The organism is Syntrophothermus sp. (genome assembly GCF_013314835.1).
In the GTDB taxonomy this organism is placed as follows: Bacteria; Bacillota; Syntrophomonadia; order Syntrophomonadales; family Syntrophothermaceae; genus Syntrophothermus; species Syntrophothermus lipocalidus.
The window spans coordinates 49,220-75,526 of record NZ_JABUEX010000006.1; the positions used below are offsets into that span (position 1 = coordinate 49,220).

Sequence of the window (26,307 nt, forward strand, 5' to 3'; positions counted from 1 at the left end):
AGCCTGTGGGGGAAAGATATGGGAAAACGGGAGAAAACGGGCGATGGTTCTAATCTGGTCCTTGGTTGGACTGAGTCTGATCCTTTTCCTGTTCATGGACATAGAAGTGGCTGCGAAATACTTGGAGAATAACGATGAAAGTGGTTTGTTTTTAGAAGTTTTTTATCTTAACCGGATGTTTAAGAAAGAATACAGCTACAAGGACCTCGAGCTTGGATTTGGGCGGCTGCTGCCTTGGTTCGATGTGACCAAGGAAGTGGAGAGCCCGAAAGGAAAAGAATTGTGGGCTGAACGCGGGAGGCTAGGGCTGGTGGATTTGAAAGAGTACTATGGGAAGATCCGTTTTTTCTTAGCAGGGCTAGATAGGTGGCCTGGGTTAAAACGTTTTTATTTTAGGACCATTCTAATAAAAAGGTTCGAGTGGCATACGGAGATCGGCGGTGAAGAGCCCATGGAAACCGGTATTAAAGCCGGTCTCTGCTGGGGGGTAAAAGGGTGTCTCGTATCCTACATTACATGGATATTTCCTGTCAGACGGATCCACGTTCATGTCAGCCCTAGGTTTGATACCAGTTTGTTTAAAACGGTGTTGACCTGTGATATTCAGCTGAAGGTGATCCACGTTCTAATTACCATGGGTTTGATTAAACGACTAAACGCAGGGACAACTTTATCTGCTTGACATGCTGTAGCTTTTTCAAATAGACTCAAAGGCAGGGGAAAGTGTAATGTATACCAAAGGGAGAGGAGAGCGAGATGACATGGTAAGCGTTGTTATCAACGGCAGCAAAGTGGACGTGCCCGAGGACTTCACAGTAATGCAAGCAGCAGCCCAAGCAGGTTTTATCATCCCGTCACTTTGCAGCCACCCGGATCTCAAGGTCAAAGAGAACTGCAATGTGTGTGTGGTGGAGGTAAACGGGGAATTAAAGAACGCATGTGCGGAAAAGGTGTCCCCAGGGATGGAGGTCAAAACCTTTACCCCGCGAGTAATCGAAGCCAAGCGGGAAAACCTCAAGAAGATCCTCAAGGTTCATCCTCAGGACTGCCTACAGTGTGCCCGCAACCAAAACTGCGAATTGCAGGCCCTAACCGCTACCCTGACTGTTCGTTCTTTCGAACACAAGCCACTGCAACTGACCAAGGATACTTCAACACCATCCATAGTGCGTGATCCGTCTAAATGTACTCTATGCGGACGCTGTGTGGAGGTCTGCAACGATATCCAAACGGTTGGGGCATTGGAGATAAAGGACGGGGTAGTGCAGACGGTAGACGGCAAGCCGTTGATCGAGACCAAGTGCGTGATGTGCGGTCAATGCGCCTTGGCTTGCCCGGTAGGGGCCATCACCGAGAAAGAAGAAATAGACCGGTTCCTAGAGGCGATAGCGGATCCCGAGAAGATCGTGGTAACCCAGATAGCTCCAGCGGTAAGGGTGGCTGTTGCTGAGGAAGTAGGGATGGAAACCGGCTCTTTGGATATGTTAACGTTTGTGGCAGGTCTCAGACAACTCGGATTCGATTACGTCTTCCATACCAACTTCACCGCCGACCTCACTATAATGGAGGAAGGCAATGAGCTTTTGAAACGCTTGAAAGAGGGCGGGACCCTTCCGATGCTGACCTCTTGTAGCCCCGGATGGATCAACTTCATTGAAACGTTCTATCCGGAACAGTTACCTCATCTTTCGACCTGCAAATCACCGCAGCAGATGTTCGGAGCTTTGGTGAAGACCTACTGGGCGGACAAGATGGGCATTGACCCGGCCAAGATATTCTCGGTTTCCATCATGCCGTGTACGGCCAAGAAGTATGAAGCTACCCGTCCGGAGATGAGAGACAGCGGTTATCAGGACGTGGACCTGGTTCTCACTACCCGCGAAGTGGGAAGGCTTTTCCGCATGTGCGGTGTGGGGTTTGACAAGCTCCAACCTTCAAACTTCGATTCCTTGATGGGTGCTTATACAGGGGCTGCGGTTATCTTTGGAGCTTCTGGTGGGGTTATGGAGGCAGCTTTGAGAACCGTTTACGAAGTGGTTACTGGCAAGACCCTCGAGGACGTAAACTTCACTGCGGTACGCGGTTTCGAGGGTATGAAAGAAGCCGAGGTCGATCTCGACGGCACCAAGGTAAAGGTTGCGGTTGCCAACTCGCTAGGATGCGCCAGGAAGATTATGGAAGAGATCAAGGCCGGTACCTCACCGTATCACTTTATTGAGATCATGTGCTGCCCCGGCGGTTGTATCGGTGGCGGCGGGCAGCCGATCCCGTCAACTGTAGCCAAGAGGGTAGAACGTATCAAGGGTATCTACATCGAGGACGAGGGCCTGCCCTTGCGCAAGTCCCATGAGAACCCGGAAGTCAAGCTCTTGTACGAAGACTTCCTGCATGAGCCGCTGGGACACAAATCGCACGAGCTTTTGCATACCCACTACACTCCGAAGAACAAGTAAAACCGTGACAGGGGACGGTTCCTTGTCACGCTCTGAAAGAAGCGAGGCGGGCTTTTAGCCCGCCTCCAATTTTACCCGACTTGCATTTTCACGGGGTCACCAATCAAAGCTTCTTCATATATCGTTTCAATTCCTCGTAAAAATTTTGACGAGTACCGGCCAGAATAATGACAACAACCGTGTTGGTATTTTTCTTAACGATAGTGTAGGCCAGTTCGTAGTTTGTTTTGTTGTAATAGATATCGTAGCAGTACATACCGGATAGATCGCCCGTTTTCGCATTACCGAGGTGAGGGTTTTGGAGTATTTCATTAACCGCTTCTTGAAAAGCCATTTTAAGGGGTTTTTCTTTTATCTTATTTAAGTAGCGTGCGGCAGGGGGAAGAATAACGAGCTCATGCATTAGTCGTCCTCCGCACTAAAAACATCTTCGTATGTGGAAAATTGAGCTTGGCCGTCAGCGGCAAGGCGAGCTTCAGCAAGCAAGCGTTCAACAGCAGGACGAACCTGACGGCGCATTTCCTTGAACTTTTCGAGAAGCTGATTGCCGGAAAAACCCTGCGAGATCAAATCTTCCAGGATTTGTTCGTCAAACTCGCCACTTCTCTCTTGCACAGGGCGAATAATAATGGCATCATTTTGAAGAAAGCACTCGACTTCTTTTTCAATACCGAGCTTGTTGTAAAACTCAATAGGAATCGTTATTTGACGTTTCCGCGATACGGAGATACGCTTTCTTAACATAGGAACACTTCCTTATTGGGTTATTAGTAAACCAGGTGGATAAACTTTCACGGTTATACACCAAGTTTCTTTGGATCAATTATTACAAAGAAACAAAGAGCAATCAAGCGAATAGCACGGGCCCAGGAGTCATCGGATAGATGGGAATATTTAGAACCCGGAATTGAAGGTAGCGGAGGGCTCATCGTTGCGTCGTATTAGGAGAAAAGCTGTGAGTACAAGGGTTGTCGGGCTGGTAATCTTAAACGCTCTTTTCTTGGTAGCTGGCCAGGTTTGCTGGAAACAAGCGGTGGTCGGCGGAGAAGTGGCTTGGTGGAAGCTTCTTTTTTCCCCGCTGGTATGGGCTGGTTTTGGTTGTTTTGGATTAGCGACAGCTATGTGGTTTTATGTTTTGGCCCGGCTACCTCTTTCTCAAGCCCTTCCTCTTCAGGGTATTACCTATTTTCTCGGCGTGTTGGCCGGGGTATTGTTCTTTAAGGAGACGGTTTCTGTAAGTCGGTGGGTAGGGGCAGTATTGATTTTTGTAGGTGTTTTTCTGGTTGCCCGTTCTTGAGGTTATGTTCGGGAATTTGTTCTATTCCCCGTGAATAAGGAAAATGTGTAGAAATGTTGAGTATTTCTGCTAGGCATGCGCAAACGTATGGAAAAACTCGGGTTCTCATCTTAGGTGCGGCTTACGGGGCGGGCCACCTTCAGGCTGGACTCGCTTTACAGGCTGCACTAGCACACATCAGGCCGGAATGGGAAGTAAAGACCTGTAACTTTGTCGAGATGGTCAGCCCTGCGTTCGACGTTTTCTCTCGCGAATTCTATCTTTTTATGGTCCGGCATTTTCCATTGTGTTACCAGTGGTTTTACCACCTTACTGACGCAGTGAAGCCGCGGAAAGGTTACCTTTTGGACCGCTTCGGTTGCAGGCGTTTACAGGGCTTCGTGGATGAGTTTGGGCCTCGGGTCGTAGTGGCCACTTTTCCTACCCCGGGCCGGGTGGCAGCTACCCTCAAGCTCGAGGGGAAGTCGCGAGTGCCCGTGGTCATGGTCATAACCGACCATACGGTTCACTCGGAGTGGATTCACCCAGGGGTGGATCTGTATCTGGTCCCAGACGAAGGCGTAAGGGAAATGCTCCTCAAACGTGGTATCAGTTCCCATATAATAAGGGTTTCCGGCATCCCGATTCGTCCTGGTTTTGCGGATAACCTGAACCAGACAGCAGCTAGGCGTCGTTTAGGGTTGGAGGAGACGGTTCCCGTAATCTTGGTGGTCGGGGGCGGCAATGGCCGAGTTGCTGTAATGGAGGAAATATGCGCTGGTTTGCAGCAGCTTCGGCTGGCGGTGCAGGTAGTTGTAATCGTAGGAAAGGACATAACGTACCGAGCGAGACTTTGTTCTAAATTCGAAGCAGACCCGCGGTTCCATTTTTACGGGTTTGTAGACAACATGGCGGAGTTTATGACAGCAGCGGATGTTCTCATCACTAAGGCCGGGGCCCTGACACTGGCAGAAGCTGCGTCGGCCGGGCTGCCGGTAATTATCTACCGATGTCTTCCGGCTCAGGAAGAGGCCAACGCGCTATATTATGCTCAGCATCGAGCAGCCTTGCGGGTTCGAAACCAGGAGGAACTCCTGCTTTCCGTGGAGAAGATACTGTTGGATAGGGATGAGCTGGCGGCATCACTCAGCGCTGCTATTCGCAAACTGGCTCGTCCCCGGGCGGCTTTCGATGCCGCGGCGGCAATTGCGGAACTAGTTGAGTAAAACTGGGGTGGGGGCTGGTGGTTGGTAAAGAAGCTTCCGTTCCGGAGCTTTTTTCCGGGCCAGAGATTCTTAGTAAGAGCTTGAGCGGAGCGGGCAAGGTGGCCTTAACCTTTGACGATGGGCCCGATCCTATTTATACCCCGAGGATACTGGAGATTTTGCGTAGTTACAAAGTACAGGCGACGTTTTTCGTTTTGTCGACGAAGGCTCAGCGTTACCCAGGGATAATAGAGGCCATCTTGCGGGATGGTCACCACGTAGCAAGTCACGGCGTAAGGCACCAGCCCCATCTGACGCTGACCCGGGGAGGTACGTTTGGGGAAATGAGGAGGGCGGTAGAAATATTAAAAGAAACCACCGGCCAAGCGCCCCGTTATTACCGGCCTCCTTGGGGCCTGGTTAACCGTTGGACGGTGGAGGCTGCACGACAGTTGCAGATGGAGGTGGTACGGTGGTCCTGTGACAGCCGGGATTGGGTGTTGGGAATTAGACCGCAGTACATTATTCGCCGGGTACTAACCTGCCGGCACCTGGAAGGTGGAATTGTCCTCTGCCATGACGGAAGCTTTGTCCCACACCGGCCGAGGGCACTGCTAACTGCTTTGCCTGTGATAATCTCGGAGTTGCGGCACAGGGGGTGGCGATTGGTAGAATTGCCGATGTTATTCTTTCCTGAACCGTATGCGAGTTTGTCTGCATCCGACCGGGGAACCTGTTAGGGGAGGAAATGAATATGTTGGGTGAGTTTCTAAGGGGATGGCTTACCAATCATAAACTGATCGTGGCTCCGCTTACTGCTTGCGGGGTAACCCAGCTTATCAAAGGAGTTTACATGTACCTGAAGGAAAGGTGTTGGCGTTGGTACTGGTTGTTCAGTGATGGTGGTATGCCTAGTGCCCACAGTGCGATGGTCGTCGCACTTGTTGCGGGGATTGGGTTTACGTTGGGCTACAATTCGGATGAATTTGCCTTGGCTTTGGTGTTTGCACTTATTGTGCTGCACGACGCTATGGGTGTCCGACGCGTTGCCGGAAAACATTCTCAGATATTACGGCAGATAGTCGAGAAAACGGAAGGAGCCGACCGCCCCACCGATATTCCGCCTTATCCGGTCGGGCATGATCCGAAAGAAGTGTTAGCCGGTGCAGTCATAGGGGTTGTAGTGGCCGGCTTGGTGTTTGCCAAAGCTCCGGCGGCTTGGCAATTGGCCCGACACATAGGAAGAATGCCTTTCCACTATCACATAGGCCTATAGCACAAAGCGCAAATCAGGCGCAACCCGGGTTCTTCGCTTTGCCCAAGAGGCTAAGTTTCACTAAGCAAGCGGTAAAGTAGGAGTAGGTCACCTTCATAACTCGGCTTGATTCGCCTTGCTCCTTCGTTCAGTATTCTCTTCCGGCACAAAAAAGTCTCCATTCCTACTTCCCCAGCTACCAGGTCTTCGGCTACATCGTTACCGACCATTAGACACTCATGGGGTTGGACTCCGAGAAGGCGACATATGTCCAGGTAGTATTCGTGGTGTGGTTTGCAGAAGTACATGTTCTCATAGGTCGTAACTAGTTCATAAGGGAAATCGTGACATTGTGCCCATTTCAAGCGCTCGTTAATGGCAGAGTAGGGGAAAATCGCGTTTGTGGCGATTGCTACTTTAAAGCCTTGTTCAAAAGCTTTGGCTACCACTTCTGCCGCGCCTTGCATAGGAGCAGCCAGACTCGAAAGGCGTGGGAAGGCCTCTTTGTAAAAATCGTTGAAAAACGCGGCCATAAGGTTCGGGTCTGCTTCGCAGATCTGATAAAAGACGCTTTCAAATACTTCCTTATTGGTTCTATTCGGATCCTTGTCTCTTATCATAGCCTCAGTGGCTATCATAATCTTCTTCGGCAGATCCTGATAAGGCAGACCGCGGTGCCGAGCCATTTCAACCATTAACTTGAAGTAATTCTGTATAAAGATATCCATGTCGATGTCTAAGAGAGTTCCATCAAGATCGAACAATACTGCCTTGATCATGCTCCTATATCTCCCGTCTACAGAATCATCTATTGGTATTCGATGCAATGTACAGGCTTCCCACCCGGACTCGGGCAAGCATGACAAAAGGCGTTGCCATCAAGACCTATTTGAAGTTGGTGAAAGAAGAAAGAAAGGGGGAGCACCCCTTACTAGTCGACGTCTGCGACCGGTTACTCTACCCACAGGACTTTCTCTTTGAGCTCCGGATCCAAGCGGGGTGGAGCCGGTGGTTGAAAGGCGGGGTAGCCTATAGGGGTTACAGCTACGATTTCTTTATCGTCCGGGATGTTAAGTATCTGCCGCAGCGAAGCTTCGTCTTGAAGAGGCCCCGTCATCCAGCAACTACCTAGCCCTTCCGCGCAGGCGGCCAAGAGCAGGTTTTCAAACGCCGCGCTCACGCTTTCCAGGTTCATCTTCCTGGTAGCCGGGTCACCAGCAGCGTCCGTGAGTGCCACTATCACCACAGGGGCGCCGCCGTATGTCTGGGCAAACTCGATGAACTGCTTGCGGCGCTCGGCATCATCCCACCTGGCCGTGTATCTCTCCGCGATTTTGGCATAGCTCGCTCCCAGTGCCTTCTTCTTTTCTCCAGAAGCCACAACGAAATACCACTGTTGCCTGTTCATCCCCGAGGGTGCCCAGTTAGCCGCATCCAGTATCCTCTGCAGCACTTCCTTCGGCACCGGGTCGGGGCGGTACTGGCGAACCGCACGACGGGAATGAATTACTTCGTAGAACTCCACTTCAGACCCTCCTCGTCTTAGATTCCGCTGAGGTTTCGTCTATTCATAGCATTCGGCCTCATGTCAAGGCCATTTCTATTTTACCAAACCATGGAAGAGTATGACAAGAAACCTTACTGCTGTCATTTTCAAATCTCCGCGCAAAATGGGGGTTGCTTTGCAAACAGTAGACGATAATGGAGATAATGGAATACCTACTTTTTTTTAGGCCCATACTAACCATGAAAGAAAGAGTACGTTTTTGATATTAAGGAGGGCTGCCATGTCTACAAACGAAACGCAAACGCCAATTTTGCGTCCTCATCCCATTGAGGGTCTGATGACCACTGCTATGGAGAACATAAAGCAGATGGTAGACGTCAATACCGTGGTCGGGGACGCGGTGGAGGCCAACGACGGTACGGTTATCATCCCTCTATCTCAAGTCGCCTTCGGTTTTGCGGCAGGTGGGGGGGAATACGAGGTTTCTGACGTGAAAGGAAATGATATCATGCCCTTTGCGGGCGGAAGCGGCGGTGGGGTTTCGATAAAACCGATAGGTTTTCTGGTAGTTCGCCCTAATAGCGATATCAGGCTGCTATCGGTTAAAGGGAACCAACTGGCCTTACGGCTGATGGATCTTGCCCCAGAAGTGCTGAACCGGATAGAGACTATGCTCAGCCGTAAAGAAAAGCAGGTATCTCCGGGTTAGTGGCATTAAGAGTTCCCGTCAGCTTGTTGGAACTTTAAAAGAACGGACAAGGCAAGTCGGTTGTTGTAAGAGTCTTCTATTCACTGAAGTGAGCGAGGCCCGCTAGTTAGCAGAGTTCTTATTCCCAACTCAGCCTCATAACCTGTAGGGAAGAGAGAGGCTGGGGGGGGTTGAGGTGCTTAATGTCATCTGGCTGGCCTTGCTGGCGGGTGGGGTTTTAGTAGCCGCTTTGAACGGCCAGGTCGAGGTTGTTACCGAAGCGGCTTTGGGCGCTGCTCGGGGGGCGGTCGAGGTCTGCTTTGACCTGGTAGGGGTCATGGCCTTATGGTTAGGCATAATGCGAATCGCAGAAAAAGCCGGCCTGGTAGAGGCTTTGGCCTGGGGGCTTCGCCCGCTGATGGTCAAGTTGTTTCCTTCGGTGCCTCCGAGTCATCCTGCTATGGGCGCAATAATTCTTAATCTATCTGCGAATATGCTGGGGCTGGGCAACGCAGCGACTCCTTTTGGAATGAAGGCTATGCGAGGGTTACAGGAGCTGAACCGCGATTCCGATGAAGCTTCGGAGGCCATGTGTACCTTCCTGGCACTCAACACTTCGTGCATCACCTTTATACCTGCCACCATCATCGGGATAAGGGCCTCTTTTGGTTCTGCCAATCCCACTGAAATCGTGGGGGCCACGATCTTCGCCACTTCTTGCTCGATGTTGCTGGCGGTGACGGTGGACTACCTTTTCCGCACCAGGAGCTGCTGGGGGAGGAAAAACCGTGCTGATTGACTTTCTCACCCAGGTATCCAAGTGGGCGATTCCTCTTATCCTCATTTGCATTCCTCTTTATGGCTCGCTAAAAAAGGTTCCGGTTTACGAAGCATTCGTCGAAGGGGCCGAGGAGGGTTTTGTAACCGCTGTTAAGATTATCCCATTCTTGGTTGGGATGATGGTGGCGATTTCCGTTTTCAGGGCTTCGGGGGCCATGGATCATCTGGTGAAAGCATTGAGCCCGCTGTTGACAGCAATAGGTACGCCAGCTGAAGTTTTGCCCTTGGCCATCATGCGTCCCTTATCGGGAAGCGGAGTACTAGGATTGGCAACGGAACTAATGCGGGTTTACGGTCCCGATTCTTTTATCGGTCGCTTAGCTTCGACAATGCAGGGTTCAACCGATACGACTTTTTTTGTTTTAACGATTTACTTCGGTTCAGTAGGGGTAAAGCGTTACCGTTACTCGATTGTTACGGGCCTAACCGCTGACATTAGTGGTCTATTAGCTTCTATCTATATATGCAATGTCCTGTTTCGGTAGCATCTCTCGGCAAGCCCCGTCTGCCCGTTTTCCGGAAACCGCAGAAAAATGGGAAAACGATAACCTGGTTTTAAGCAATTAGACTGCACCCCCCACGATCTGTTAGTATATTTAGCGGTACAGCTAAACGGATACACTGCAGAAAAAGGGGTTGCAAGATATGTCTTGGTTTTCGCGCTCGCAAGAGATGCTTCGGGCAGATCTTATAATTGGTAGTGAGCACCAGTGTTCACTCAAACTTGAGCCTTCGGGTGAAGGCAGAGCCATGGACCAGATGAAGCTCATTCGTATGTTCTATGTCACTTTTTTGGCTAGGCTTTTGCATGACGCTGGCGAAGGACCAATGGCTGACCGTATTTTGACCTCGGCTCGGATTCTTTTCAACGGGCTGATAAAGAATAACCAAACGGCCGGGAGGGAGGAAACTGGGAACGACTTATGGGAGTATGACCGACTGGCAATAGTCGACCACTTGTCTATGCCAGCGGAGAAACATAGGGTTACGTTGGTTAGGCAGCGGGACAACAGCGTCGTGTGCAGAGTTAGGAGTTATTCGAGGTCAAAGGATCTGTTGTTGAAAAAGGGGCCTTTGATGGTAGTAAAGTACGCAGACAAAAGTCTCGGGCCTCGAGTTTATAAGGATCTTTCGGATGCTTTACACCGCATGTGCCGGTTTTATCAAGACACGCCTTATTGGAAAAAGGAAGGCCTGCTCGCTGTTCCTTGTATGACCTTAGGAATCTTGAGGAAATGAGCACAAAAAGAAAAAGACAAAAGCTACGGTAGCAGACCGTAGCTTTATGACTTATGTTCTCGATATATTCTTGATTCTTGCTACTCGGTGATAACCTTACTGCTCACCAGCTCGAAGCTCTCTTTGTCAACTGTCGGATGGTTGTAACTGTATAGCAAGGCTTTGTCGCCTGGCTCATTCCAGATAAAATGGTCGAAGTTGCGATAGAAGAAAAATTGACCCGGTCCACTCTCATCCCCTGGTACGAAAGCGTCTTCACCATGTCCGGTTATAACGTAAACGGATTGACCCGGTTTCAGCTCCATAGGACGGTTGCCTACACGGGCTGGGAAGTGGAAATGGTAATAGTGCTTGTTGTCAGGTTTACGGTTCAGGAGGATCCAGTTAGCCATGTTCTCCGTAGTGGTTCCTTCGTTTTTAATGCATACCCACTCGTCGGTTAGCCTGAAGTTAGGGTCTTTACCACCGGGTGAATTAGAGATGGCTTTAATGACTATCTTTCTACTCATACATTTCACCTCCTTTCAAGGTAACACGACAGCGATTATAGCTGCCGATTTTTTGGACTTGTACTATTTATATTTTGACGTATAAAAGAAAAATCCTTTTTCATTCAAAGAGGGTTTAAAAGTTTAGCAGGGTGTAACCTGGCCTTAAACCAGGCGCTGTTCGATAACGGGGTGGAAGATTGATAAAACAAGGCATAAAATTAAGTTAACGCCGACCGACGATGTCAGCGTATGTCGTAGCGGGACTAGCCAAAAGCGCAAGCTAGGAAGAAACGGAAGCGGGAGGGTACGATGAGCGGAGAGGAGCTGACACTTTTTCCCGAGATAGAACCGGTACGACCGGAATGGGGACAAGACCACTATTTTGCGTTTCTGCCCGGGGTCAAAAGGGAAGAATCATTCTTAGAGATCAGCAGCCAGGAAGAACTGGCTGCCAGGGCGGGAGCCTGCAGTCGCTGCCGACTGCGTTCCGGCTGCCGACAGGTGGTCTTCGGAGAGGGGGATCAGAAAGCGGATCTGATGCTGGTAGGAGAGGGGCCGGGGCAGGTTGAAGACGAGCAGGGGCGGCCGTTTGTGGGGCCTGCCGGGCAATTGCTGGACCGCATCCTGGAAGCGTGTGCTATCCGCCGGGATGAGGTTTATATCACCAATATCGTCAAGTGCCGGCCTCCAGGCAACCGCTTACCAAATCCGGATGAAGTGGCTGCCTGCAGGGGATGGTTAGAGGCCCAGATAAGGCTGATGAGCCCGCGCATAATCGTCTGTTTGGGGCTTTTGGCGACCAGGACGGTAATAGAGGCCAAGGCTACCATGGCCGGGATCCACGGGCAGTGGTTCAAGCGCGGTGACGTGTGGATGATGGCCGTTTACCACCCCGCTGCCTTACTCCGTGATCCCAGGCTGAAAAGGCCGGCTTGGGAGGACTTTAAACTGATAAGAGATAAATACCAGCAGCTAAAACGAGGTGAGCTGGGCTGAAAGTGTTGGTACGAGACACCGAATCCATGCTGCAACTAGGAGAGCTAATAGCCAAAAGGTTAGTGCCGGGAGACACCGTCTACTTGATGGGCGAGTTAGGGGCAGGCAAAACCACTCTGGCCCAGGGTATAGTTCGAGGGCTAGGCTATGCGGGACGAGTGACCAGCCCAACTTTTGCGCTAATCAACGTTTACCAGGGAAGAATTCCTGTATATCATTGCGATTTTTATCGTCTAGAAGAAAAGGACTTTTATGATATCGGGATCGAAGACTACCTGGAGAAAGAAGGTATAGTCCTAATAGAGTGGCCGGAGCGGTTGTCGAGAGAATTGCCCGGCAGGGCGTTAATTATAAAGATTGATTTGGTGGACGATGATTACGAAGGACCACGCTTAGTGACTATAACTGGGAAAGGCAAGAGGTATGAGGGTAGAGTGGGGGAGCTGAAGACAATTGTTAGTGTTGGCTTTGGAAACTGCGACCCGGGTAGCGGGGGTTGCCCTGATCAGTGAGGGGAAGGTGCAAAAGGAGATATTCCTGCATTACCGGCAGACCCATTCCCAGACCCTAATGGTCATGGTAGACGAGGTCTTGAAGGAGTGCGAAGTTGGCCTGAACCAGATCGATGCGGTAGCTGTCAGCATCGGCCCGGGCTCATTCACCGGGCTCCGTATCGGCTTAGCTACAGCTAAGGGGTTGGCTATGGGCAGCGGGAAACCGATCGTAGGGATACCGACCCTCGATGCGTTGGCCTATAATGCTTGTCTTTTCCGGGGTACGGTTTGCCCGGTGCTGGATGCGCGCAAAGATGAGGTGTATACTGCTTTTTATAAAAGCGATGGGTCATGCATGGAACTGGTGGACAGGTATCGGGTGTGTTCACCCCGGGCCTTGGTCGATGATGTGAGAACCAGGGCAACAGATGGAGTGGTTTTTCTCGGTGATGGAGCTGTCAGGTACCGGGAATTTCTCCAGCAGACTCTCGGGGATGTAGCTGTATGGGTACCTGGCAACCTGGCTTTTCCCAGGGCTTCAAGCGTGGGGCTGTTAGCTTGGCACAAGTTGCGCGGGGGTGGGATCGACGATGCCAGGTCGATCGTACCGGTCTACATAAGACTGTCGGAGGCAGAGACCCGGCTGGGGTTGGGAGGTATGTGAGGTGGTTCTGCGTGGAGATTCGAAAGATGGAGCCCGAGGATCTTGACCAGGTTATGTCAATCGAGGAGGTCTCTTTTCCTACCCCGTGGTCGAGGGAGTCCTATGAAGGGGAGATGCAGAACCGTTTGGCTCACTATATAGTGGGTGACCACGAAGGACAGGTAGTGGGGTATGCGGGGATATGGCTGATTATCGATGAAGGGCATATCACAAACGTGGCGGTTCACCCTGACTGGCGGGGGCAAGGAGTGGGAGAGATTTTATTGAATGCTCTTATTGCTTTGGCCATGATTCGCGGAGTCCGGAGAATGACTTTGGAAGTTAGGCCCAGCAACCTGCCAGCCCTGAGGTTGTACAGGAAGCTAAATTTTTTGCCTATAGGCCTGCGTAGGCAGTATTATTCCGATACAGGAGAAGATGCCATCGTCATGGAGAAGTTGCTTTTCTGAGATGGGTTCGTGTAGACAGTGGTGGGTGGTGGGATTATAAGTGGTGGAGAAAGAACTGGTAATATTAGGGATTGAAACGTCGTGCGACGATACTGGGGCCGCGTTGGTCAGAGGTGGGCGGGAGATCCTGGCTAACGTTGTGCAATCGCAGGTGGCAGTGCACCAGAGATTTGGCGGGGTTGTACCCGAAGTGGCTTCGCGTAAACACATAGAGAATATAGGTCCGGTAGTGGAAGAATGCATGAAAAAATCCGGCCTTAACTATCAGGATGTAGACGTCATCGCGGTTACCAACCGTCCTGGGCTGATCGGGGCGTTGCTAGTAGGTGTGTCTTTCGCGAAAGGCCTTGCCTACGCGTTGGATAAGCCTTTGCTGGCTATAAACCATTTGGAAGGGCATATTTATGCGAATTTCTTGGAACATGAAGGGATAGAGTTCCCCTTGGTGTGTTTGATAGTCTCGGGTGGACACACCAGCCTGGTTTATATGCGAACCCACGGGGATATGGAGGTGATGGGACAGACCAGGGACGATGCTGCGGGCGAAGCTTTTGACAAGATTGCCCGCTTTTTGAATTTAGGCTATCCTGGGGGGCCGGCGATAGAGAAAGCGGCCCGGCAGGGAAGCGAAGGGGTTTACCATCTCCCAAGGGCATACCTGGGAAAAGACGAGTTCGAATTCAGTTTCAGCGGGCTTAAAACCGCCACCATGAACCTTTGGACCAAATTGAAGAAATCGGGGCAAGAGCTTAACGTCAATCACCTGGCGGCCGAGTTTCAAGCGGCCGTGGTCGAGGTCTTGGTAGAGAAGACGGTAGCCGCAGCCAGGTCTCGAGGGGTTAGGACCGTACTTTTGGCCGGGGGGGTAGCGGCCAACAGATTGTTGCGGGAAAGGCTGTCGAACCGGTGTCAGGAAACGAGTCTGAACTTGTTTTATCCTCCGATTGCCCTGTGTACTGACAACGCGGCCATGATCGCATCCTGTGCTGCATATCGGCTGGAACTGGATAAACCTGCGCCCTTGAGTTTGAACGCATACCCAGGACTTTGATCCTTGTGAGGAAAGTCTGTGGATACTGTGGATAACTCTGTTAATAACTCTTGTCGGCTATTGGCAAAGACTTTGGGACAGTGTTTTTCACTAAACAGTCGTTTGCCCAGTAATGTAGGGATTTTTGCCTGTGAATATCTGTGAAACAAAGGAGTATCTGAGATGCACCCCATTTTATTCAAAATAGGAAAGGTTTCCGTTTACTCGTACGGCTTCATGATGGCTTTAGGCATTGCCGTGGCCGTTGTCGGGATGCGGAGGATGTTCAAACAGAACGGGTATCCGGAAGAGAAGCTTTATGACCTGGCTCTGGTTGCGGTTATAAGCGGGTTAATCGGTTCTCGCCTGTTCTACGTCGTTTTTTACGCTTGGGACGCTTTCTTAGAAAACCCGCTGATGTTTTTTGATCTGCAAGGGGGAGGGCTGGTGTTTTACGGCTCCTTCTTAGGTGGTCTCGTTGGTGGGATTGTCTATCTTTGGAGACAAAAGATGCCCTTCTGGGAGGTGGCCGACATGGCTGCTCCTTATCTGGCTCTGGCTTATGCTATCGGACGCGTAGGGTGCTTTTTAAACGGATGCTGTTACGGCAAGCCGACCAGTTTGCCGTGGGGGGTCGTTTTCCCGGGGATTGGTGGAGTGGCGCGACACCCGACCCAGATCTACAGTTCCCTAGCGGCCTTGGGCCTTTTCGTGTTTCTTTCTTGGCTCTACTCCCGGCGACATTTCTCCGGACAGGTATTTCTTTGCTACGTGGCTGGCTATGCCCTGATAAGGTTTATTATCGAGTTCTGGCGAGAGAACCTGGTATTGTGGGCAGGTTTGACCGTAGGCCAGGTTACGGCCTTGGCGGCAATATTGTTAACGCTGCCCTTTTACATGGTGCTAAAGCGGGGCATTCGGCATGGCTGAAAACAGGCGACAGAGCATACGCGGCGAAAAACGGCGGCTGCGCGAGGGTTTATCTACGACGGAAGTTGAAAGAAACAGCCGGGCCGTGGTTGAGCACCTATCACACATGACACCCCTGCTCAAGGCTTCTGTCATCATGGGATATATCGCCATCGACAACGAGATAGATGTCTGGCCTTTTTTGGAGCAATGCTTGAGTCAGGGTAAGGTGGTCGTTTTGCCGCGAATAGAAACGGTCACGAACCGTTTGGTGGCGGTGAGATTCATCGGCGAAGAGGGCTTGAGAAAAGGAAGGTTTGGTCTTATGGAGCCCGAAGGGGATTCTTTTCCGCCAGAATTGATTGATGCCGTCATAGTACCTGGGCTCGCTTTTGATATGCGCGGGTACCGTTTGGGTTATGGCAAGGGTTATTATGACCGTTTCCTTCCCGAGTTAAGACCAGGGACTCTGACCATAGGGGTAGCCCACAGCCTGCAGGTAGCCGACGAGATTCCTTACTATCCCCATGACCACCGCTTGGCTTATCTGGTCACCGAACGGGGGGTAATTCCGTGCGAAAATGGACATCGGTAGGCGTAGCATGGACGACATGTGACTTCAAACACCATAGCGTCAGAAAAAGAAAGTCGCACAAGGCCATAACCAAGACTCAGTAAAGCCTGCCTAGTTACAACCAAACCTCACATTGATCACGACAATCTCAGGGTGGTTGCCCACGCGTATAGGAGGCCCCCAAGTCCCGAAGCCGCAGGACACTATAACCTGAAGATTGTCCTTACGCAGGTAGCCCCAGTCGACTTCATACACCCTGCGGGTTACAAACCGGTTGGGAAACAGCTGACCCAGATGGGTGTGGCCGGACAGTTGCAGGTCAACCCCTTCATTTAAGGCCTCGTCCAGGTCAATGGGCTGGTGGTCCATCAGGATTATCGGGCGAGAACGGTCAATTCCGGCAAGGATCCGGGCCAAAGGAACGCGGGTTTTGCCAGCCATTATCAGGGCAAGTTTTTCATTACGCCCGGCCAGATAAAAGCTGTTTTTGACCAGGACGACATCATCGCAGAGGACAGTTATTCCAGCCTTTTCGAGGAGATTGATGGTTTCTTCAACCCTACCTCCGATGTATTCGTGATTGCCCAGAACCGCGTAGGTTCCGTACCTGGTCTTAAGCTGGCTCAGTAATTCTACTACGTTGTGCTCGGGCCAAGGTCCAGGATGGTCATCGACAATGTCTCCCGGGAGAAGGACAAGGTCGGGATCTAAGTGGTTGACCGTAGTTACCAGATGGGAGAGCCTTTTGGGACCGATTATGGTTCCCAGGTGCACATCTGATACCATCACTATACGCAGTTTATCGAGCTCAGGACTAGCTTTAGGGATTCTTACCTCATGATAGGTGACGCGTGGGTTCTGAGCATTCCAGACCCCATATCCTACAATTCCTAAGGTCATAAAGAGGGCAACCGAGGTAGTAAGGTGAGCTTCGGAGGGTGACGGGCTAACAAATCCGGCGTAGGATCCTATCAGGCGAATGGTATCCCCCAGTCCCAGGAGGAGAAAGAGGTAAAACATGGCAGCCAACCAGTACGAACCGACGATGACCAGAGCAGACGCAAGGCGCGGGGGCAGGTACGGGCCAGCTACCCGGGCCGCAAGATAGGAGAAGGCAACCAGCCAGAAAAATGACCAGAAAAGTACCGGGGAACCGGGTAAAAGTAAAGGGGACGCAAGCGCCCAGAGCCGCTTGCCGATGTAATAGTTCATAATCCCGTAAAGCAGGATAATAACCGCTATTATCAACAGACGAGTTGTCCTCATAAAGTATCAACTACTCCCACGCAGCCAAAACTCCTATCCTACCCTGCAGAGAGGCTTGCCTTCGCTTTTTCATCTTTGAGGGTCTTTGGGCCTCTCAAACTTATACCGATAGTAGCTGCTATCGATATTCTAAGGCTGGTGGGCAGGATAATCAACTCGAGGGCAGTCAGGACTCATTTTCGGGTTTGGCTTGGGCCAATCCGACTTTTGTAGTATAATGCAGAAAAATGGATACTCGGTCTCCGACCCGGTGGTCCTAAGGCGGGTGCCTTCCCGCTACGGCAGCCAGGCGACAGGGTTTACCTGGAAACGGGTAAGCCTCCCATATGGAAAGGAGCCGCTGGTAAACTGAGGGCGCTCTTTCCGAGTGTCTATTTTTTTTGCAAGGAGGGTAAGGGATGGACAGGAAAGCCGAGATTGCCCAAAAATTGAGGGAAGTAGCTCCCGGCGGGCGGATCAGCTGTACCCAGGCCCGTAAGGTGGCAGAAGAGTTACAGGTGTCTCCGCGGGAAGTAGGGGAGATATGCGATGAACTCAAAATAAAGATCTTCGCCTGTGAACTGGGATGCTTTTAGTATAGCGTTACAGCAAGAGGGATTAGGTCAGCGTATAAATCAAAGTGAAGGTGGCTGCCAATTAACGGGGTGTGCATAGTAAACCAGATGGAATCGGCGTTAGTCTGGTTGACATTCAGCCAGACCAAGGCACAGATTATTTGGGCATGAAACGTTAATTGTTCGCGCGAGAAGCAGGATGTGTTTGGGTTCGGAACGGCTTTTTTGAGCGGTTATTCTATGGGAAGCCAAATGACAGCTTATTCCTATCGGTGCAAATCAGCGTTCATCTGCGTCTATCAGGTGCTAATTCAAGCAGAGAGGTGGACAAGAGTTGCCGGAGTTTTTTAAGGTGGTCCGGATTGAGGAAGCTCAGGCCTTATTAAGATCGAGTTTTCCTCTCCCCAGGATTGAAGAGGTTGAGTTAGGCGAGGCCTTGGGGCGGGTTTTGGCCACGGATGTTGTCAGCCGGGAGAATATTCCTTCTTTTCCAAGGTCGACCGTAGACGGGTATGCGGTGAAAGCGCAAGATACCTTCGGAAGCAGCGAATCGATGCCCGGCTTTTTGACTTATAAGGGAGAAATTCTTATGGGAGCGGAACCGGATATCGTTGTCGAAACCGGTGAATGTGCCTGGATACCGACAGGCGGTATGTTGCCACCTGGAGCAGATGCGGCGGTGATGGTGGAATATACCGAGCGTTTGGGAGACGACACGGTTCTGATCAACAGGCCGGTTGGTCCCGGCGAGAACGTGGTTAGAGTAGGAGAGGACGTCAGGCAGGGGGAGGTTGTTTGTCGGGGAGGGCATTGGCTACGACCGCAGGATTTAGGTGTCCTGGCCTCGTTAGGCATAGTGCGCGTCTCCGTTTTTTGCCGGGAAGGCGTGGGCATAATATCGAGCGGTGACGAGATCCTACCAATAGAGGAAGTACCGGGGCCGGGCCAGGTTAGGGACGTCAACTCTTATAGCTTGAAGGGAGCGGTCCTGGAGGCTGGGGGTCGCCCACAATTGTATGGCATTATCCCAGACGATGCGGGGAGACTACGCGAGGTGTTGGACAAGGCTCTACATGATAACCGCTTGGTGCTGTTATCTGGCGGGAGTTCCGTGGGGTACCGCGATCTCAGCTTGGAAATCCTGATGTCATTACCTGGAGCGGAGCTTCTGTTTCATGGCATAGCCGCTCGCCCCGGTAAGCCGACCATGGCGGTACGGGTCGATGATAGACTGGTGGTAGGGTTGCCAGGTCACCCAGTCGCTTGCTACATGATGTTCTTGTTGCTATGCCGGCCGCTTCTGGGAGCACCTGATCCTGTAAAGGTGCGGGCTGTGATGAAATCTGCCGTAGCTTCTCAGGCCGGTCGAGACGATTACTTGCGGGTATCACTGAGGGATGAAAGCGAAGGCCTGGTGGCTACGCCGGTTTACGGTAAATCGGGTTTGATCAAAATCATGGCCCAGGCAGACGGATATGTACATATTCCGTATGAGAAACAAGGGATTAAGGCAGGGGAGCCGGTTGTGGTGACCTTGTTTTAGGTTGAACCAACACTGAAAGCAGGGAGACGGACTTATGGTTAGAAGAGTGTACATCGACAACAAGCCGCTGGAAGAAGCATTTGCGCTCTTATGGACGGAGTTAGAAAATGCGGGCTTTTTTGTGCTTGAGGGAGAAGAGGTTGATGTAGAGGATGCTCTGGGGCGTATTACCGTTGTTCCTGTGGTTGCCAAAAGATCTTCCCCACACTACAGCGCGTCAGCCATGGATGGTATCGCTGTTAAGGCGAAGGATACCTTTTCCGCGTCCGATACCAGTCCGATTGTCCTTAAGCGGGGAGAACAGTTCATAGAGGTTGATACGGGAGACTACGTTCCTAGAGAGTTTGACGCGGTCATAATGATCGAAGACGTGAACTTTTTGAGCCATGATGAAGCAGAGATCATAGCTCCGGCTGTTCCTTGGCAGCATATCCGTTCCGTGGGCGAAGATGTTATCGCTTCTCAAATGATTATCCCTTCTTTGTACGTTATTGGAGCTTACGAGATCGGAGCTATGCTCACTTCAGGAGTGACAAAAGTTCAGGTGGTGAAGAAACCGCGGGTAGGCATAATCCCCACAGGAACCGAGTTGGTCGAACCAGGAGGGAAGGAACCGGAGCCAGGAGAGATTATCGAATCGAACAGCCGTATGCTGGCCTCGTTGTGCAGAAAATGGGGAGCAGAACCGTGCCGCTATCCACTGGTGGCTGATGACAAGGAAAAGATAAAGGAAGCCGTGTTAAGATGTGCCAGCCAGACGGATATCATCGTAGTCTGTTCTGGTTCTTCTGCGGGGCGAGAGGATTTTACCGCGGAAATAGTCCAAGAAGCGGGACGGCTTCTCGTGCACGGGTTAGCTACCAAACCTGGGAAACCGGCAATTTTGGGCTTGATTGAGGGAAAACCGGTTATAGGGGTTCCGGGTTACCCGGTCTCGGCGGCATTGGTTTTTGAGCTTTTGGCTCGTCCTCTTATCTACCGTAAACAAGGCTTGCGAACGCCTCCCAATCAGGAGGTCGAAGCCAAGATCTCCAGGAAACTGGCTTCGAGCATGGGGGTGGATGAATTCGTTCAGGTAAACTTGGGGAAGGTAGGAGGGGAACTGATAGCGTACCCGCTGGGACGGGGGGCAGGTTTGACCACCACTTTAGTCAAAGCCGATGGGGTTGTACGGGTTCCACGAGGGGTCGAGGGGTTCGAGGCCGGGGAAAAAGTGGCTGTGAGTCTGAAGCGCGACTGGGACATTATAGAGAAGACGTTGATCGTAATCGGGAGCCACGACATCGCTGTCGACTGGTTAGGTGACATCCTCAACCGTAAATTCGGGCTCAGGCTGGCTTGTACCAATGTAGGGAGCATGGGCGGACTAGTAGCTTTAAAGCACCGGGAATCCCATTTTGCCGGGATGCATCTTCTTGATCCCAAAACGGGAGAGTACAACGTGAGTTATGTAAACAGGTATTTGGGTGGGAGCAAACCTGTGTTGGTAAACCTGGTACTGCGAGAACAGGGGCTCTTGGTGAAGAAGGGAAATCCTCTCGGCGTTCGAGGAGTGGACGATCTGGCCGGGTCAGGTGTCAGGTTCGTTAATCGGCAAAGGGGGTCAGGGACCAGGGTCTTGTTCGACCACCTCTTGCAGCAGATGGGAATTGATCCCGGCCTCATCAATGGTTACGACCGGGAGGAGTTCTCCCACCTGGCAGTGGCGGCGGCGGTCAAAAACGATGCGGCTGACGTAGCCGTTGGCATATATGCGGCTGCCCGAGCCCTGGACCTCGATTTCATTCCCCTGCTGCAGGAAAGGTATGACCTTTGTTTTTTGAAGGGGGCAATTGAGGAGGAGACATTGGACGCACTTTTACATACCATCAGCAGTCCGGAATTCAGGGAAGAAGTCATGAAGTTCGGCGGGTATGATATGAGCCTGGCAGGCCAGGTGATATGGGAGGGCGACTGAAATTGTTGGACAGTTTGGGGCGGGAGATAAACTACCTGCGGGTCTCGGTTACCGACCGCTGTAACCTGCGCTGTCGGTATTGCATGCCTGAGACGGGGATAGAGCTGAAACCGCACTCCGAAATACTGAGTTTAGAAGAGATCCACCGGATAATTGAGACCGGAACCCGGGTTGGCATACGCAAAGTACGGTTGACCGGTGGTGAGCCGTTGATCAGGCGAAACCTGTCCCGTTTGGTACAAATGATCAGCACCATCGACTTGATCGACGATATCGCGATTACCACTAATGGCCTTCTGTTTCCGGAAATGGCGGGCGAACTGAAGGAAGCGGGCTTACACCGTTTGAATGTCAGCCTGGACACCATGAATCCCGAAAAATACAGTTTTATTACCCGTAACGGCAGCTTGAAACAGGCCTTGAGAGCGATCGAAACCGCTCTGGCGTTGGAGTTTCACCCGGTCAAGATTAACACGGTGGTGATAAGGGGCATAAACGATGATGAGATCATGGACTTTTGCCGGTTGGCATATAACCACCGTCTTCATGTCAGGTTTATCGAGTTCATGCCAGTGGGCGAGCTTGGTTTTTGGAGCAGGGACAAGGTTATAACCTGTGACGAGATCCAGGAGATGATTAAACGGGAATACCGGCTTAGCCCCTGGAAACTCTCGCGGGGCAACGGGCCGGCCAAATCATACCGTCTCGAGGGTGGACAAGGATCGATAGGGTTTATATCCCCGATGAGCAACCATTTTTGTCACGAATGCAACCGCCTGCGGCTCACGGCGGATGGCAAACTGCGCGGGTGTTTGTATGACCGGACGGAAATAGACCTGAAACAGGTTTTGAGACAGGGCGGGAGCGATGAAGAAATACTCCAGCTTTTCATCAAGGCTATCAACCTTAAACCGAACGAACACAAAATGGGACAAACCAGCTGGGGGTCAAAAAACCGTAAGATGTACCAGATAGGAGGGTGACCTTTGCAACTGACTCACATCAACCGACAGGGAAGGGCCCGGATGGTGGACGTTACCGAAAAGAGGGATACCGTAAGGGTGGCAGTGGCTCAGGCCGTGGTGGAAATGCAGCCGGAAACCCTGCGGTTGATAATGACTGGAGGGGTAAAGAAAGGAGACGTGCTGGCCGTTGCTCAGGTAGCGGGCGTTATGGCGGCTAAAAAGACGCCTGATTTGATACCGATGTGCCATCCTCTCATGCTGACCGGGGTTGATATCACGTTTAGTTTTGACGAGCAGAACTCACGGATACTGATAACCGCAGAGGTCAAAACCACAGGCAAAACAGGGGTAGAGATGGAGGCGCTTACCGCTGCGGCGGTTGCGGCTCTGACCGTCTATGATATGTGCAAAGCGGTGGACAGGTGGATGATTATAAAAGAAGTCAAGTTGATAGAGAAAACGGGTGGAAAGAGCGGGCACCTTGTACGGGAAACCGGTAGCGACGGTACCGATTAGAGCTTTCGCCACCGGGAAGAGTCAGGAAAGAAGCGAAAAGGAGGAATTGAGGTGAAGGGCAAGGTCTTGGCAGTGTGCCGGAGCGAGGAAAAGGGAGTGAAAAAGAGCAACGTAGGTGAGGGGTTTTTCAAAAAAGACCACGGCTTGGCAGGCGACGCTCACAGCGGGTCCTGGCACCGGCAGGTCAGTTTACTGGGGATAGAGAGCATCAACAAGATGCGGGCCAAGGGGGTAGATGTGAACCCGGGCGATTTTGCCGAGAACCTGACTGTAGAAGGGATAGACCTGTTTCACCTGCCGGTCGGGACCAGACTGCGGGTAGGGGGAAAGGTGCTTTTAGAGGTTACCCAGATTGGCAAGGAATGTCACCAAGGCTGCGCCATAAGGGTGCAAGTGGGTGACTGTGTGATGCCCCGTGAAGGTATATTTGCCCGGGTGTTAGAGGAAGGCTGGGTCAGGACCGGCGATACAATTGAGGTGATTCAAAATGTTTAAAGCAGGGATTTTGGTTTTAAGCGACAAAGGGGCAAAAGGAGAGAGGGAGGACAAGAGCGGCCAGGTTATTAAAGAAATGATAAGCTCGATCGGGGCGGAAGTGGTGGCTTATGAGGTTCTTCCCGATGAAAAGGAGCTCATAATCAATAAACTCATTTCCTGGTGTGATCAACTTGGGTTAGATATCATCCTCACTTCGGGCGGGACAGGGTTATCCCCGCGCGATGTCACCCCGGAAGCAACGGCGGAAGTGGTGGAGCGAACGATTCCGGGGATAGGGGAGGCGATGCGAGCCTACGGCCTGCAAAAAACGCCTAGGGCTATGCTTTCACGAGGAATATCCGGGATCCGCAAAAAAACCCTGATAATAAACCTGCCGGGCAGCGTTAAAGGGGCCAGGGAATCACTAGAAGCTGTCATACCGGCTTTGGATCATGCCTTGGAAACTTTACAGGGACGGGCAAACGAATGCGGGCAAGCGTGATCGACGACAGAAAAAACTTAAAAGAAGAAGTTAAAAGAAGGTATAACGAGAAAGAATTAGGTACAAAATAGTAATCGAGAGTATCAAAGAGATAAAAGAAAAGCAATAGGTTGCCAGGTTTTCGCGGGTAGTCTAATATTATTAGTGAATGTTAGCACTCAAGTTAAATGAGTGCTAACAATAATGTTATGAGATCATCAAAAAATCAGCGAAGGGGGTATAGCAGTGAACCTCAAGCCATTAGGCGACCGTATTGTTCTGAAGGTTATCGAAACAGCGGAAGAAAAAACCGCAAGCGGGATCGTCCTTCCCGACACCGCCAAGGAGAAGCCCCAACAGGGTGAGGTATTGGCAGTCGGCCCAGGGAGAATCCTGGACAACGGCGAGCGGATTCCGATGGAGGTTGCTGTTGGGGACAAGGTCATTTACTCAAAGTATGCAGGTACTGAGGTAAAGATCGACGGACAGGAGCTGCTGGTAATCAGCGAAAGAGACATTCTGGCTAAGGTCGAAGCCTAATGAGACGAGAAGTGAAGGGGGTATAGGGAAATGGCAGCAAAACAGTTACGGTTCAGCGAAGAAGCCAGGAGATCCTTGGAAAAAGGGGTAGATACCCTGGCAAACGCGGTCAAGGTCACACTCGGGCCCAAGGGTAGAAACGTGGTTCTGGAGAGGAAATTCGGGTCCCCGACCATTACCAATGACGGGGTAACCATCGCCAAGGACATCGACCTGGAAGATCCGTGGGAAAACATGGGTTGCCAGTTGGTTAAAGAAGTAGCTACCAAGACTAACGATGTTGCCGGTGACGGCACGACCACGGCAACAGTTTTGGCCCAGGCCATGATCAAAGAAGGGTTGAAGAACGTGGCGGCCGGAGCCAACCCGATGATCATGAAGCGTGGTATCGAGAAAGCGGTCAAGGTAGCAGTGGAAGCCTTGAAAGAGATCAGCAAACCGGTAGAAAGCAAGGCGGCGATTGCTTCGGTAGCTTCGATCTCAGCAGCAGACACCGAGATCGGCGACCTGATAGCCGATGCCATGGAAAAGGTTGGGCGAGATGGGGTCATAACCGTAGAAGAATCCCAGTCGGTAGGAACTTCTCTGGAAGTAGTCGAAGGTATGAATTTTGACCGCGGCTACATCTCTCCTTACATGATTACCGATCCAGACAAAATGGAGGCTACTCTGAGCGAGCCTTACATTCTGGTTACCGATAAGAAGATATCTTCCATTAACGATATCCTGCCTGTGCTGGAAAAAGTTGTACAGACCGGCAAGCCGCTTTTGCTGATTGCAGAGGATGTGGAAGGAGAAGCCCTTGCTACTTTGGTGGTCAACAAGTTGAGGGGTACCTTTACCTGTGTCGCGGTCAAGGCTCCGGCATTTGGTGAAAGAAGAAAAGCTATGCTGCAGGATATCGCAATCCTTACCGGCGGTGAAGTGGCCTCCGAAGAACTGGGAGTGAAGCTGGAGAATGTTACCCTCAACATGATGGGTAGGGCGCGTCAAGTAAGGGTCAAGAAAGACGAGACCATCATCATTGACGGCGCTGGCAGCGAGCAGGCCATCAAAGAGCGCATCAACCAGATAAAGAAGCAGATCGAAGAAACCAAGTCGGAATACGACCGGGAAAAACTTCAAGAAAGGCTGGCTAAGCTCGCGGGTGGCGTAGCGGTTATTCAAGTCGGTGCGGCTACCGAAACAGAGCTGAAGGAGAAGAAACACCGTATCGAAGACGCGCTGGCTGCGACCAAGGCTGCTGTAGAAGAGGGTATCGTGGCCGGAGGAGGAACGGCTCTTATTAACATTATGAAGAAGCTGGAAGACATCGATGCCAATGGAGACGAGCGCACCGGCGTACTGTTGGTGATGAAGGCCCTAGAAGAGCCGCTGCGGCAGATTGCGAACAACGCTGGTATCGAAGGGTCAGTGGTCGTACAAAAAGTGAAAGAACTGGAGGCCGGAATCGGTTTCAACGCTCTGACCGGCGAGTACGAAGACATGATAAAGGCGGGTATAATAGACCCGGTCAAGGTTACCCGGTCTGCTCTGCAGAACGCGGCCAGTATTGCCGGAATGTTGATCACGACCGAAACCCTTGTTACAGAAGTGCCGAAAGAAGAACCCCTGCCTCGGGGCGGAATGCCGGACATGATGTAAGCGCTTCCTCCCCTCATATGAGAATATAAAGACAAAAAAGAACCCCATTCCGGGGTTCTTTTTTATGTGCGCCCGGCATGGGCGCTGGCTATAGGGTGGAAGTCCCGAGCGGCGAAGGTAGCAGTAGCCATTAGCCTAAGGCAAGGGTGTCCATCGCGAGGTGGAATCTGAAGGAAGCCGGCGGCAAACCTCCGGCCCGACGAACAGGAACCGCATCAGGCTAGGGATAGTTGGATGAGCTTGCATAACAAAGCGAAGTCCATGCTACCGAAGGCTATCCAGAGTAAATGCGGC

General features: G+C 51.5%; 32 protein-coding genes and 1 riboswitch. Of the genes, 26 read left to right on the plus strand and 6 right to left on the minus strand.

Going from position 1 to position 26,307, the window contains the following annotated elements; all coding sequences use genetic code 11:
• The first annotated feature begins 43 nt into the window (after nt 1-43).
• Nucleotides 44-682: a DUF2953 domain-containing protein gene (locus HPY90_RS03470; RefSeq protein ID WP_273698620.1), complete on the plus strand. Its 639-nt coding sequence runs from the start codon at nt 44-46 to the stop codon at nt 680-682.
• Between the two features lie 79 nt (nt 683-761).
• The gene (locus tag HPY90_RS03475; RefSeq protein WP_287191239.1) at nt 762-2,453 is read left to right on the plus strand and encodes an NADH-dependent [FeFe] hydrogenase, group A6; all 1,692 of its coding nucleotides are present in this window, start codon (nt 762-764) and stop codon (nt 2,451-2,453) included.
• A gap of 103 nt (nt 2,454-2,556) precedes the next feature.
• Here the strand turns inward: HPY90_RS03475 and HPY90_RS03480 are convergent, their stop codons facing one another.
• Nucleotides 2,557-2,856: a type II toxin-antitoxin system RelE/ParE family toxin gene (locus tag HPY90_RS03480; RefSeq protein WP_287191165.1), complete on the minus strand. Its 300-nt coding sequence runs from the start codon at nt 2,854-2,856 to the stop codon at nt 2,557-2,559.
• The gene (locus HPY90_RS03485) at nt 2,856-3,197 is read right to left on the minus strand and encodes an AbrB/MazE/SpoVT family DNA-binding domain-containing protein (RefSeq protein WP_287191168.1); all 342 of its coding nucleotides are present in this window, start codon (nt 3,195-3,197) and stop codon (nt 2,856-2,858) included. The genes HPY90_RS03480 and HPY90_RS03485 overlap by 1 nt, the downstream gene beginning before the upstream one ends.
• Nucleotides 3,198-3,408: 211 nt before the next feature.
• Here HPY90_RS03485 and HPY90_RS03490 point away from each other — a divergent pair, with 211 nt between their 5' ends.
• From HPY90_RS03490 to HPY90_RS03505, 4 genes are read left to right on the plus strand one after another with little or no spacing between them, the layout of a single operon-like run.
• On the plus strand, nt 3,409-3,750 hold the full coding sequence (locus tag HPY90_RS03490; RefSeq protein ID WP_287191171.1) for an EamA family transporter: 342 nt from the start codon (nt 3,409-3,411) through the stop codon (nt 3,748-3,750).
• Between the two features lie 53 nt (nt 3,751-3,803).
• A complete protein-coding gene (locus HPY90_RS03495) occupies nt 3,804-4,955 on the plus strand; it encodes an MGDG synthase family glycosyltransferase (RefSeq protein WP_287191174.1) in 1,152 nt (383 codons plus the stop codon).
• A 17-nt stretch (nt 4,956-4,972) separates the two neighbouring features.
• On the plus strand, nt 4,973-5,674 hold the full coding sequence (locus HPY90_RS03500; protein WP_287191177.1) for a polysaccharide deacetylase family protein: 702 nt from the start codon (nt 4,973-4,975) through the stop codon (nt 5,672-5,674).
• Between the two features lie 14 nt (nt 5,675-5,688).
• Nucleotides 5,689-6,210 (plus strand): divergent PAP2 family protein, encoded by a 522-nt coding sequence (locus tag HPY90_RS03505; RefSeq protein ID WP_013174735.1) that lies wholly within the window; start codon nt 5,689-5,691, stop codon nt 6,208-6,210.
• 50 nt (nt 6,211-6,260) lie between these two features.
• On the opposite strand, the gene HPY90_RS03510 is transcribed toward HPY90_RS03505, so the two are convergent.
• Entirely contained in the window at nt 6,261-6,968 is a 708-nt protein-coding gene (locus tag HPY90_RS03510) for an HAD family hydrolase (RefSeq protein ID WP_287191181.1), read from the minus strand.
• 173 nt (nt 6,969-7,141) lie between these two features.
• The gene (locus HPY90_RS03515) at nt 7,142-7,714 is read right to left on the minus strand and encodes a nitroreductase family protein (RefSeq protein WP_287191184.1); all 573 of its coding nucleotides are present in this window, start codon (nt 7,712-7,714) and stop codon (nt 7,142-7,144) included.
• A 262-nt stretch (nt 7,715-7,976) separates the two neighbouring features.
• Between HPY90_RS03515 and ytfJ the strand changes: the two genes are divergently transcribed.
• The 4 genes from ytfJ (at nt 7,977) to HPY90_RS03535 (ending at nt 10,463) form a co-directional block, all read left to right on the plus strand.
• Nucleotides 7,977-8,405 (plus strand): GerW family sporulation protein, encoded by a 429-nt coding sequence (gene ytfJ / locus HPY90_RS03520; protein WP_287191187.1) that lies wholly within the window; start codon nt 7,977-7,979, stop codon nt 8,403-8,405.
• A 175-nt stretch (nt 8,406-8,580) separates the two neighbouring features.
• Complete coding sequence (locus HPY90_RS03525) at nt 8,581-9,183, plus strand: nucleoside recognition domain-containing protein (protein ID WP_287191190.1); 603 nt, start codon at nt 8,581-8,583, stop codon at nt 9,181-9,183.
• Nucleotides 9,176-9,709: a spore maturation protein gene (locus HPY90_RS03530; protein WP_273699143.1), complete on the plus strand. Its 534-nt coding sequence runs from the start codon at nt 9,176-9,178 to the stop codon at nt 9,707-9,709. Before HPY90_RS03525 ends, HPY90_RS03530 begins: the two co-directional genes overlap by 8 nt.
• 160 nt (nt 9,710-9,869) lie before the next feature.
• Complete coding sequence (locus tag HPY90_RS03535) at nt 9,870-10,463, plus strand: hypothetical protein (protein WP_287191193.1); 594 nt, start codon at nt 9,870-9,872, stop codon at nt 10,461-10,463.
• 80 nt (nt 10,464-10,543) lie between these two features.
• On the opposite strand, the gene HPY90_RS03540 is transcribed toward HPY90_RS03535, so the two are convergent.
• Nucleotides 10,544-10,972: a lamin tail domain-containing protein gene (locus tag HPY90_RS03540; protein WP_013174742.1), complete on the minus strand. Its 429-nt coding sequence runs from the start codon at nt 10,970-10,972 to the stop codon at nt 10,544-10,546.
• 291 nt (nt 10,973-11,263) lie between these two features.
• On the opposite strand from HPY90_RS03540, the gene HPY90_RS03545 reads away from it, so the two are divergent.
• The 7 genes from HPY90_RS03545 to HPY90_RS03575 all read left to right on the plus strand — a co-directional run bounded on the left by HPY90_RS03545 (nt 11,264) and on the right by HPY90_RS03575 (nt 16,091).
• Nucleotides 11,264-11,950 (plus strand): uracil-DNA glycosylase, encoded by a 687-nt coding sequence (locus HPY90_RS03545; RefSeq protein ID WP_287191196.1) that lies wholly within the window; start codon nt 11,264-11,266, stop codon nt 11,948-11,950.
• A gap of 2 nt (nt 11,951-11,952) precedes the next feature.
• A complete protein-coding gene (tsaE, locus tag HPY90_RS03550) occupies nt 11,953-12,462 on the plus strand; it encodes a tRNA (adenosine(37)-N6)-threonylcarbamoyltransferase complex ATPase subunit type 1 TsaE (RefSeq protein ID WP_287191198.1) in 510 nt (169 codons plus the stop codon).
• A complete protein-coding gene (gene tsaB, locus HPY90_RS03555; RefSeq protein WP_287191244.1) occupies nt 12,410-13,108 on the plus strand; it encodes a tRNA (adenosine(37)-N6)-threonylcarbamoyltransferase complex dimerization subunit type 1 TsaB in 699 nt (232 codons plus the stop codon). The genes tsaE and tsaB overlap by 53 nt, the downstream gene beginning before the upstream one ends.
• A gap of 11 nt (nt 13,109-13,119) precedes the next feature.
• Nucleotides 13,120-13,557, plus strand: coding sequence for a ribosomal protein S18-alanine N-acetyltransferase (gene rimI, locus HPY90_RS03560; RefSeq protein WP_287191200.1), 438 nt, complete (start codon nt 13,120-13,122; stop codon nt 13,555-13,557).
• Nucleotides 13,558-13,597: 40 nt separating this feature from the next.
• Entirely contained in the window at nt 13,598-14,608 is a 1,011-nt protein-coding gene (gene tsaD, locus HPY90_RS03565; protein WP_287191202.1) for a tRNA (adenosine(37)-N6)-threonylcarbamoyltransferase complex transferase subunit TsaD, read from the plus strand.
• A 162-nt stretch (nt 14,609-14,770) separates the two neighbouring features.
• Nucleotides 14,771-15,517: a prolipoprotein diacylglyceryl transferase gene (lgt, locus tag HPY90_RS03570; RefSeq protein WP_287191204.1), complete on the plus strand. Its 747-nt coding sequence runs from the start codon at nt 14,771-14,773 to the stop codon at nt 15,515-15,517.
• Nucleotides 15,510-16,091, plus strand: coding sequence for a 5-formyltetrahydrofolate cyclo-ligase (locus HPY90_RS03575; protein ID WP_287191206.1), 582 nt, complete (start codon nt 15,510-15,512; stop codon nt 16,089-16,091). Before lgt ends, HPY90_RS03575 begins: the two co-directional genes overlap by 8 nt.
• 90 nt (nt 16,092-16,181) lie before the next feature.
• On the opposite strand, the gene HPY90_RS03580 is transcribed toward HPY90_RS03575, so the two are convergent.
• Nucleotides 16,182-17,336: a metallophosphoesterase gene (locus HPY90_RS03580; protein ID WP_287191208.1), complete on the minus strand. Its 1,155-nt coding sequence runs from the start codon at nt 17,334-17,336 to the stop codon at nt 16,182-16,184.
• 228 nt (nt 17,337-17,564) lie between these two features.
• Nucleotides 17,565-17,689, plus strand: a riboswitch (molybdenum cofactor riboswitch).
• 45 nt (nt 17,690-17,734) lie between these two features.
• Here HPY90_RS03580 and HPY90_RS03585 point away from each other — a divergent pair.
• From HPY90_RS03585 to groL, 9 genes are all read left to right on the plus strand, one after another.
• Entirely contained in the window at nt 17,735-17,911 is a 177-nt protein-coding gene (locus HPY90_RS03585) for a hypothetical protein (RefSeq protein WP_013174751.1), read from the plus strand.
• 313 nt (nt 17,912-18,224) lie between these two features.
• Entirely contained in the window at nt 18,225-19,433 is a 1,209-nt protein-coding gene (locus tag HPY90_RS03590; RefSeq protein WP_287191212.1) for a molybdopterin molybdotransferase MoeA, read from the plus strand.
• A 34-nt stretch (nt 19,434-19,467) separates the two neighbouring features.
• Nucleotides 19,468-21,390 (plus strand): molybdopterin biosynthesis protein, encoded by a 1,923-nt coding sequence (locus tag HPY90_RS03595; RefSeq protein ID WP_287191215.1) that lies wholly within the window; start codon nt 19,468-19,470, stop codon nt 21,388-21,390.
• 2 nt (nt 21,391-21,392) lie between these two features.
• A complete protein-coding gene (moaA, locus tag HPY90_RS03600; protein WP_287191218.1) occupies nt 21,393-22,373 on the plus strand; it encodes a GTP 3',8-cyclase MoaA in 981 nt (326 codons plus the stop codon).
• A 3-nt stretch (nt 22,374-22,376) separates the two neighbouring features.
• Entirely contained in the window at nt 22,377-22,871 is a 495-nt protein-coding gene (gene moaC, locus HPY90_RS03605; protein WP_287191220.1) for a cyclic pyranopterin monophosphate synthase MoaC, read from the plus strand.
• 51 nt (nt 22,872-22,922) lie between these two features.
• Complete coding sequence (locus tag HPY90_RS03610; protein WP_287191223.1) at nt 22,923-23,366, plus strand: MOSC domain-containing protein; 444 nt, start codon at nt 22,923-22,925, stop codon at nt 23,364-23,366.
• Nucleotides 23,359-23,850: a MogA/MoaB family molybdenum cofactor biosynthesis protein gene (locus HPY90_RS03615; protein ID WP_287191226.1), complete on the plus strand. Its 492-nt coding sequence runs from the start codon at nt 23,359-23,361 to the stop codon at nt 23,848-23,850. Before HPY90_RS03610 ends, HPY90_RS03615 begins: the two co-directional genes overlap by 8 nt.
• A 225-nt stretch (nt 23,851-24,075) precedes the next feature.
• Complete coding sequence (groES, locus tag HPY90_RS03620) at nt 24,076-24,369, plus strand: co-chaperone GroES (RefSeq protein ID WP_013174758.1); 294 nt, start codon at nt 24,076-24,078, stop codon at nt 24,367-24,369.
• A gap of 30 nt (nt 24,370-24,399) precedes the next feature.
• Nucleotides 24,400-26,013, plus strand: a complete 1,614-nt coding sequence (gene groL, locus HPY90_RS03625) for a chaperonin GroEL (protein ID WP_287191230.1) — start codon at nt 24,400-24,402, stop codon at nt 26,011-26,013.
• The last annotated feature ends 294 nt before the right edge of the window (nt 26,014-26,307 follow it).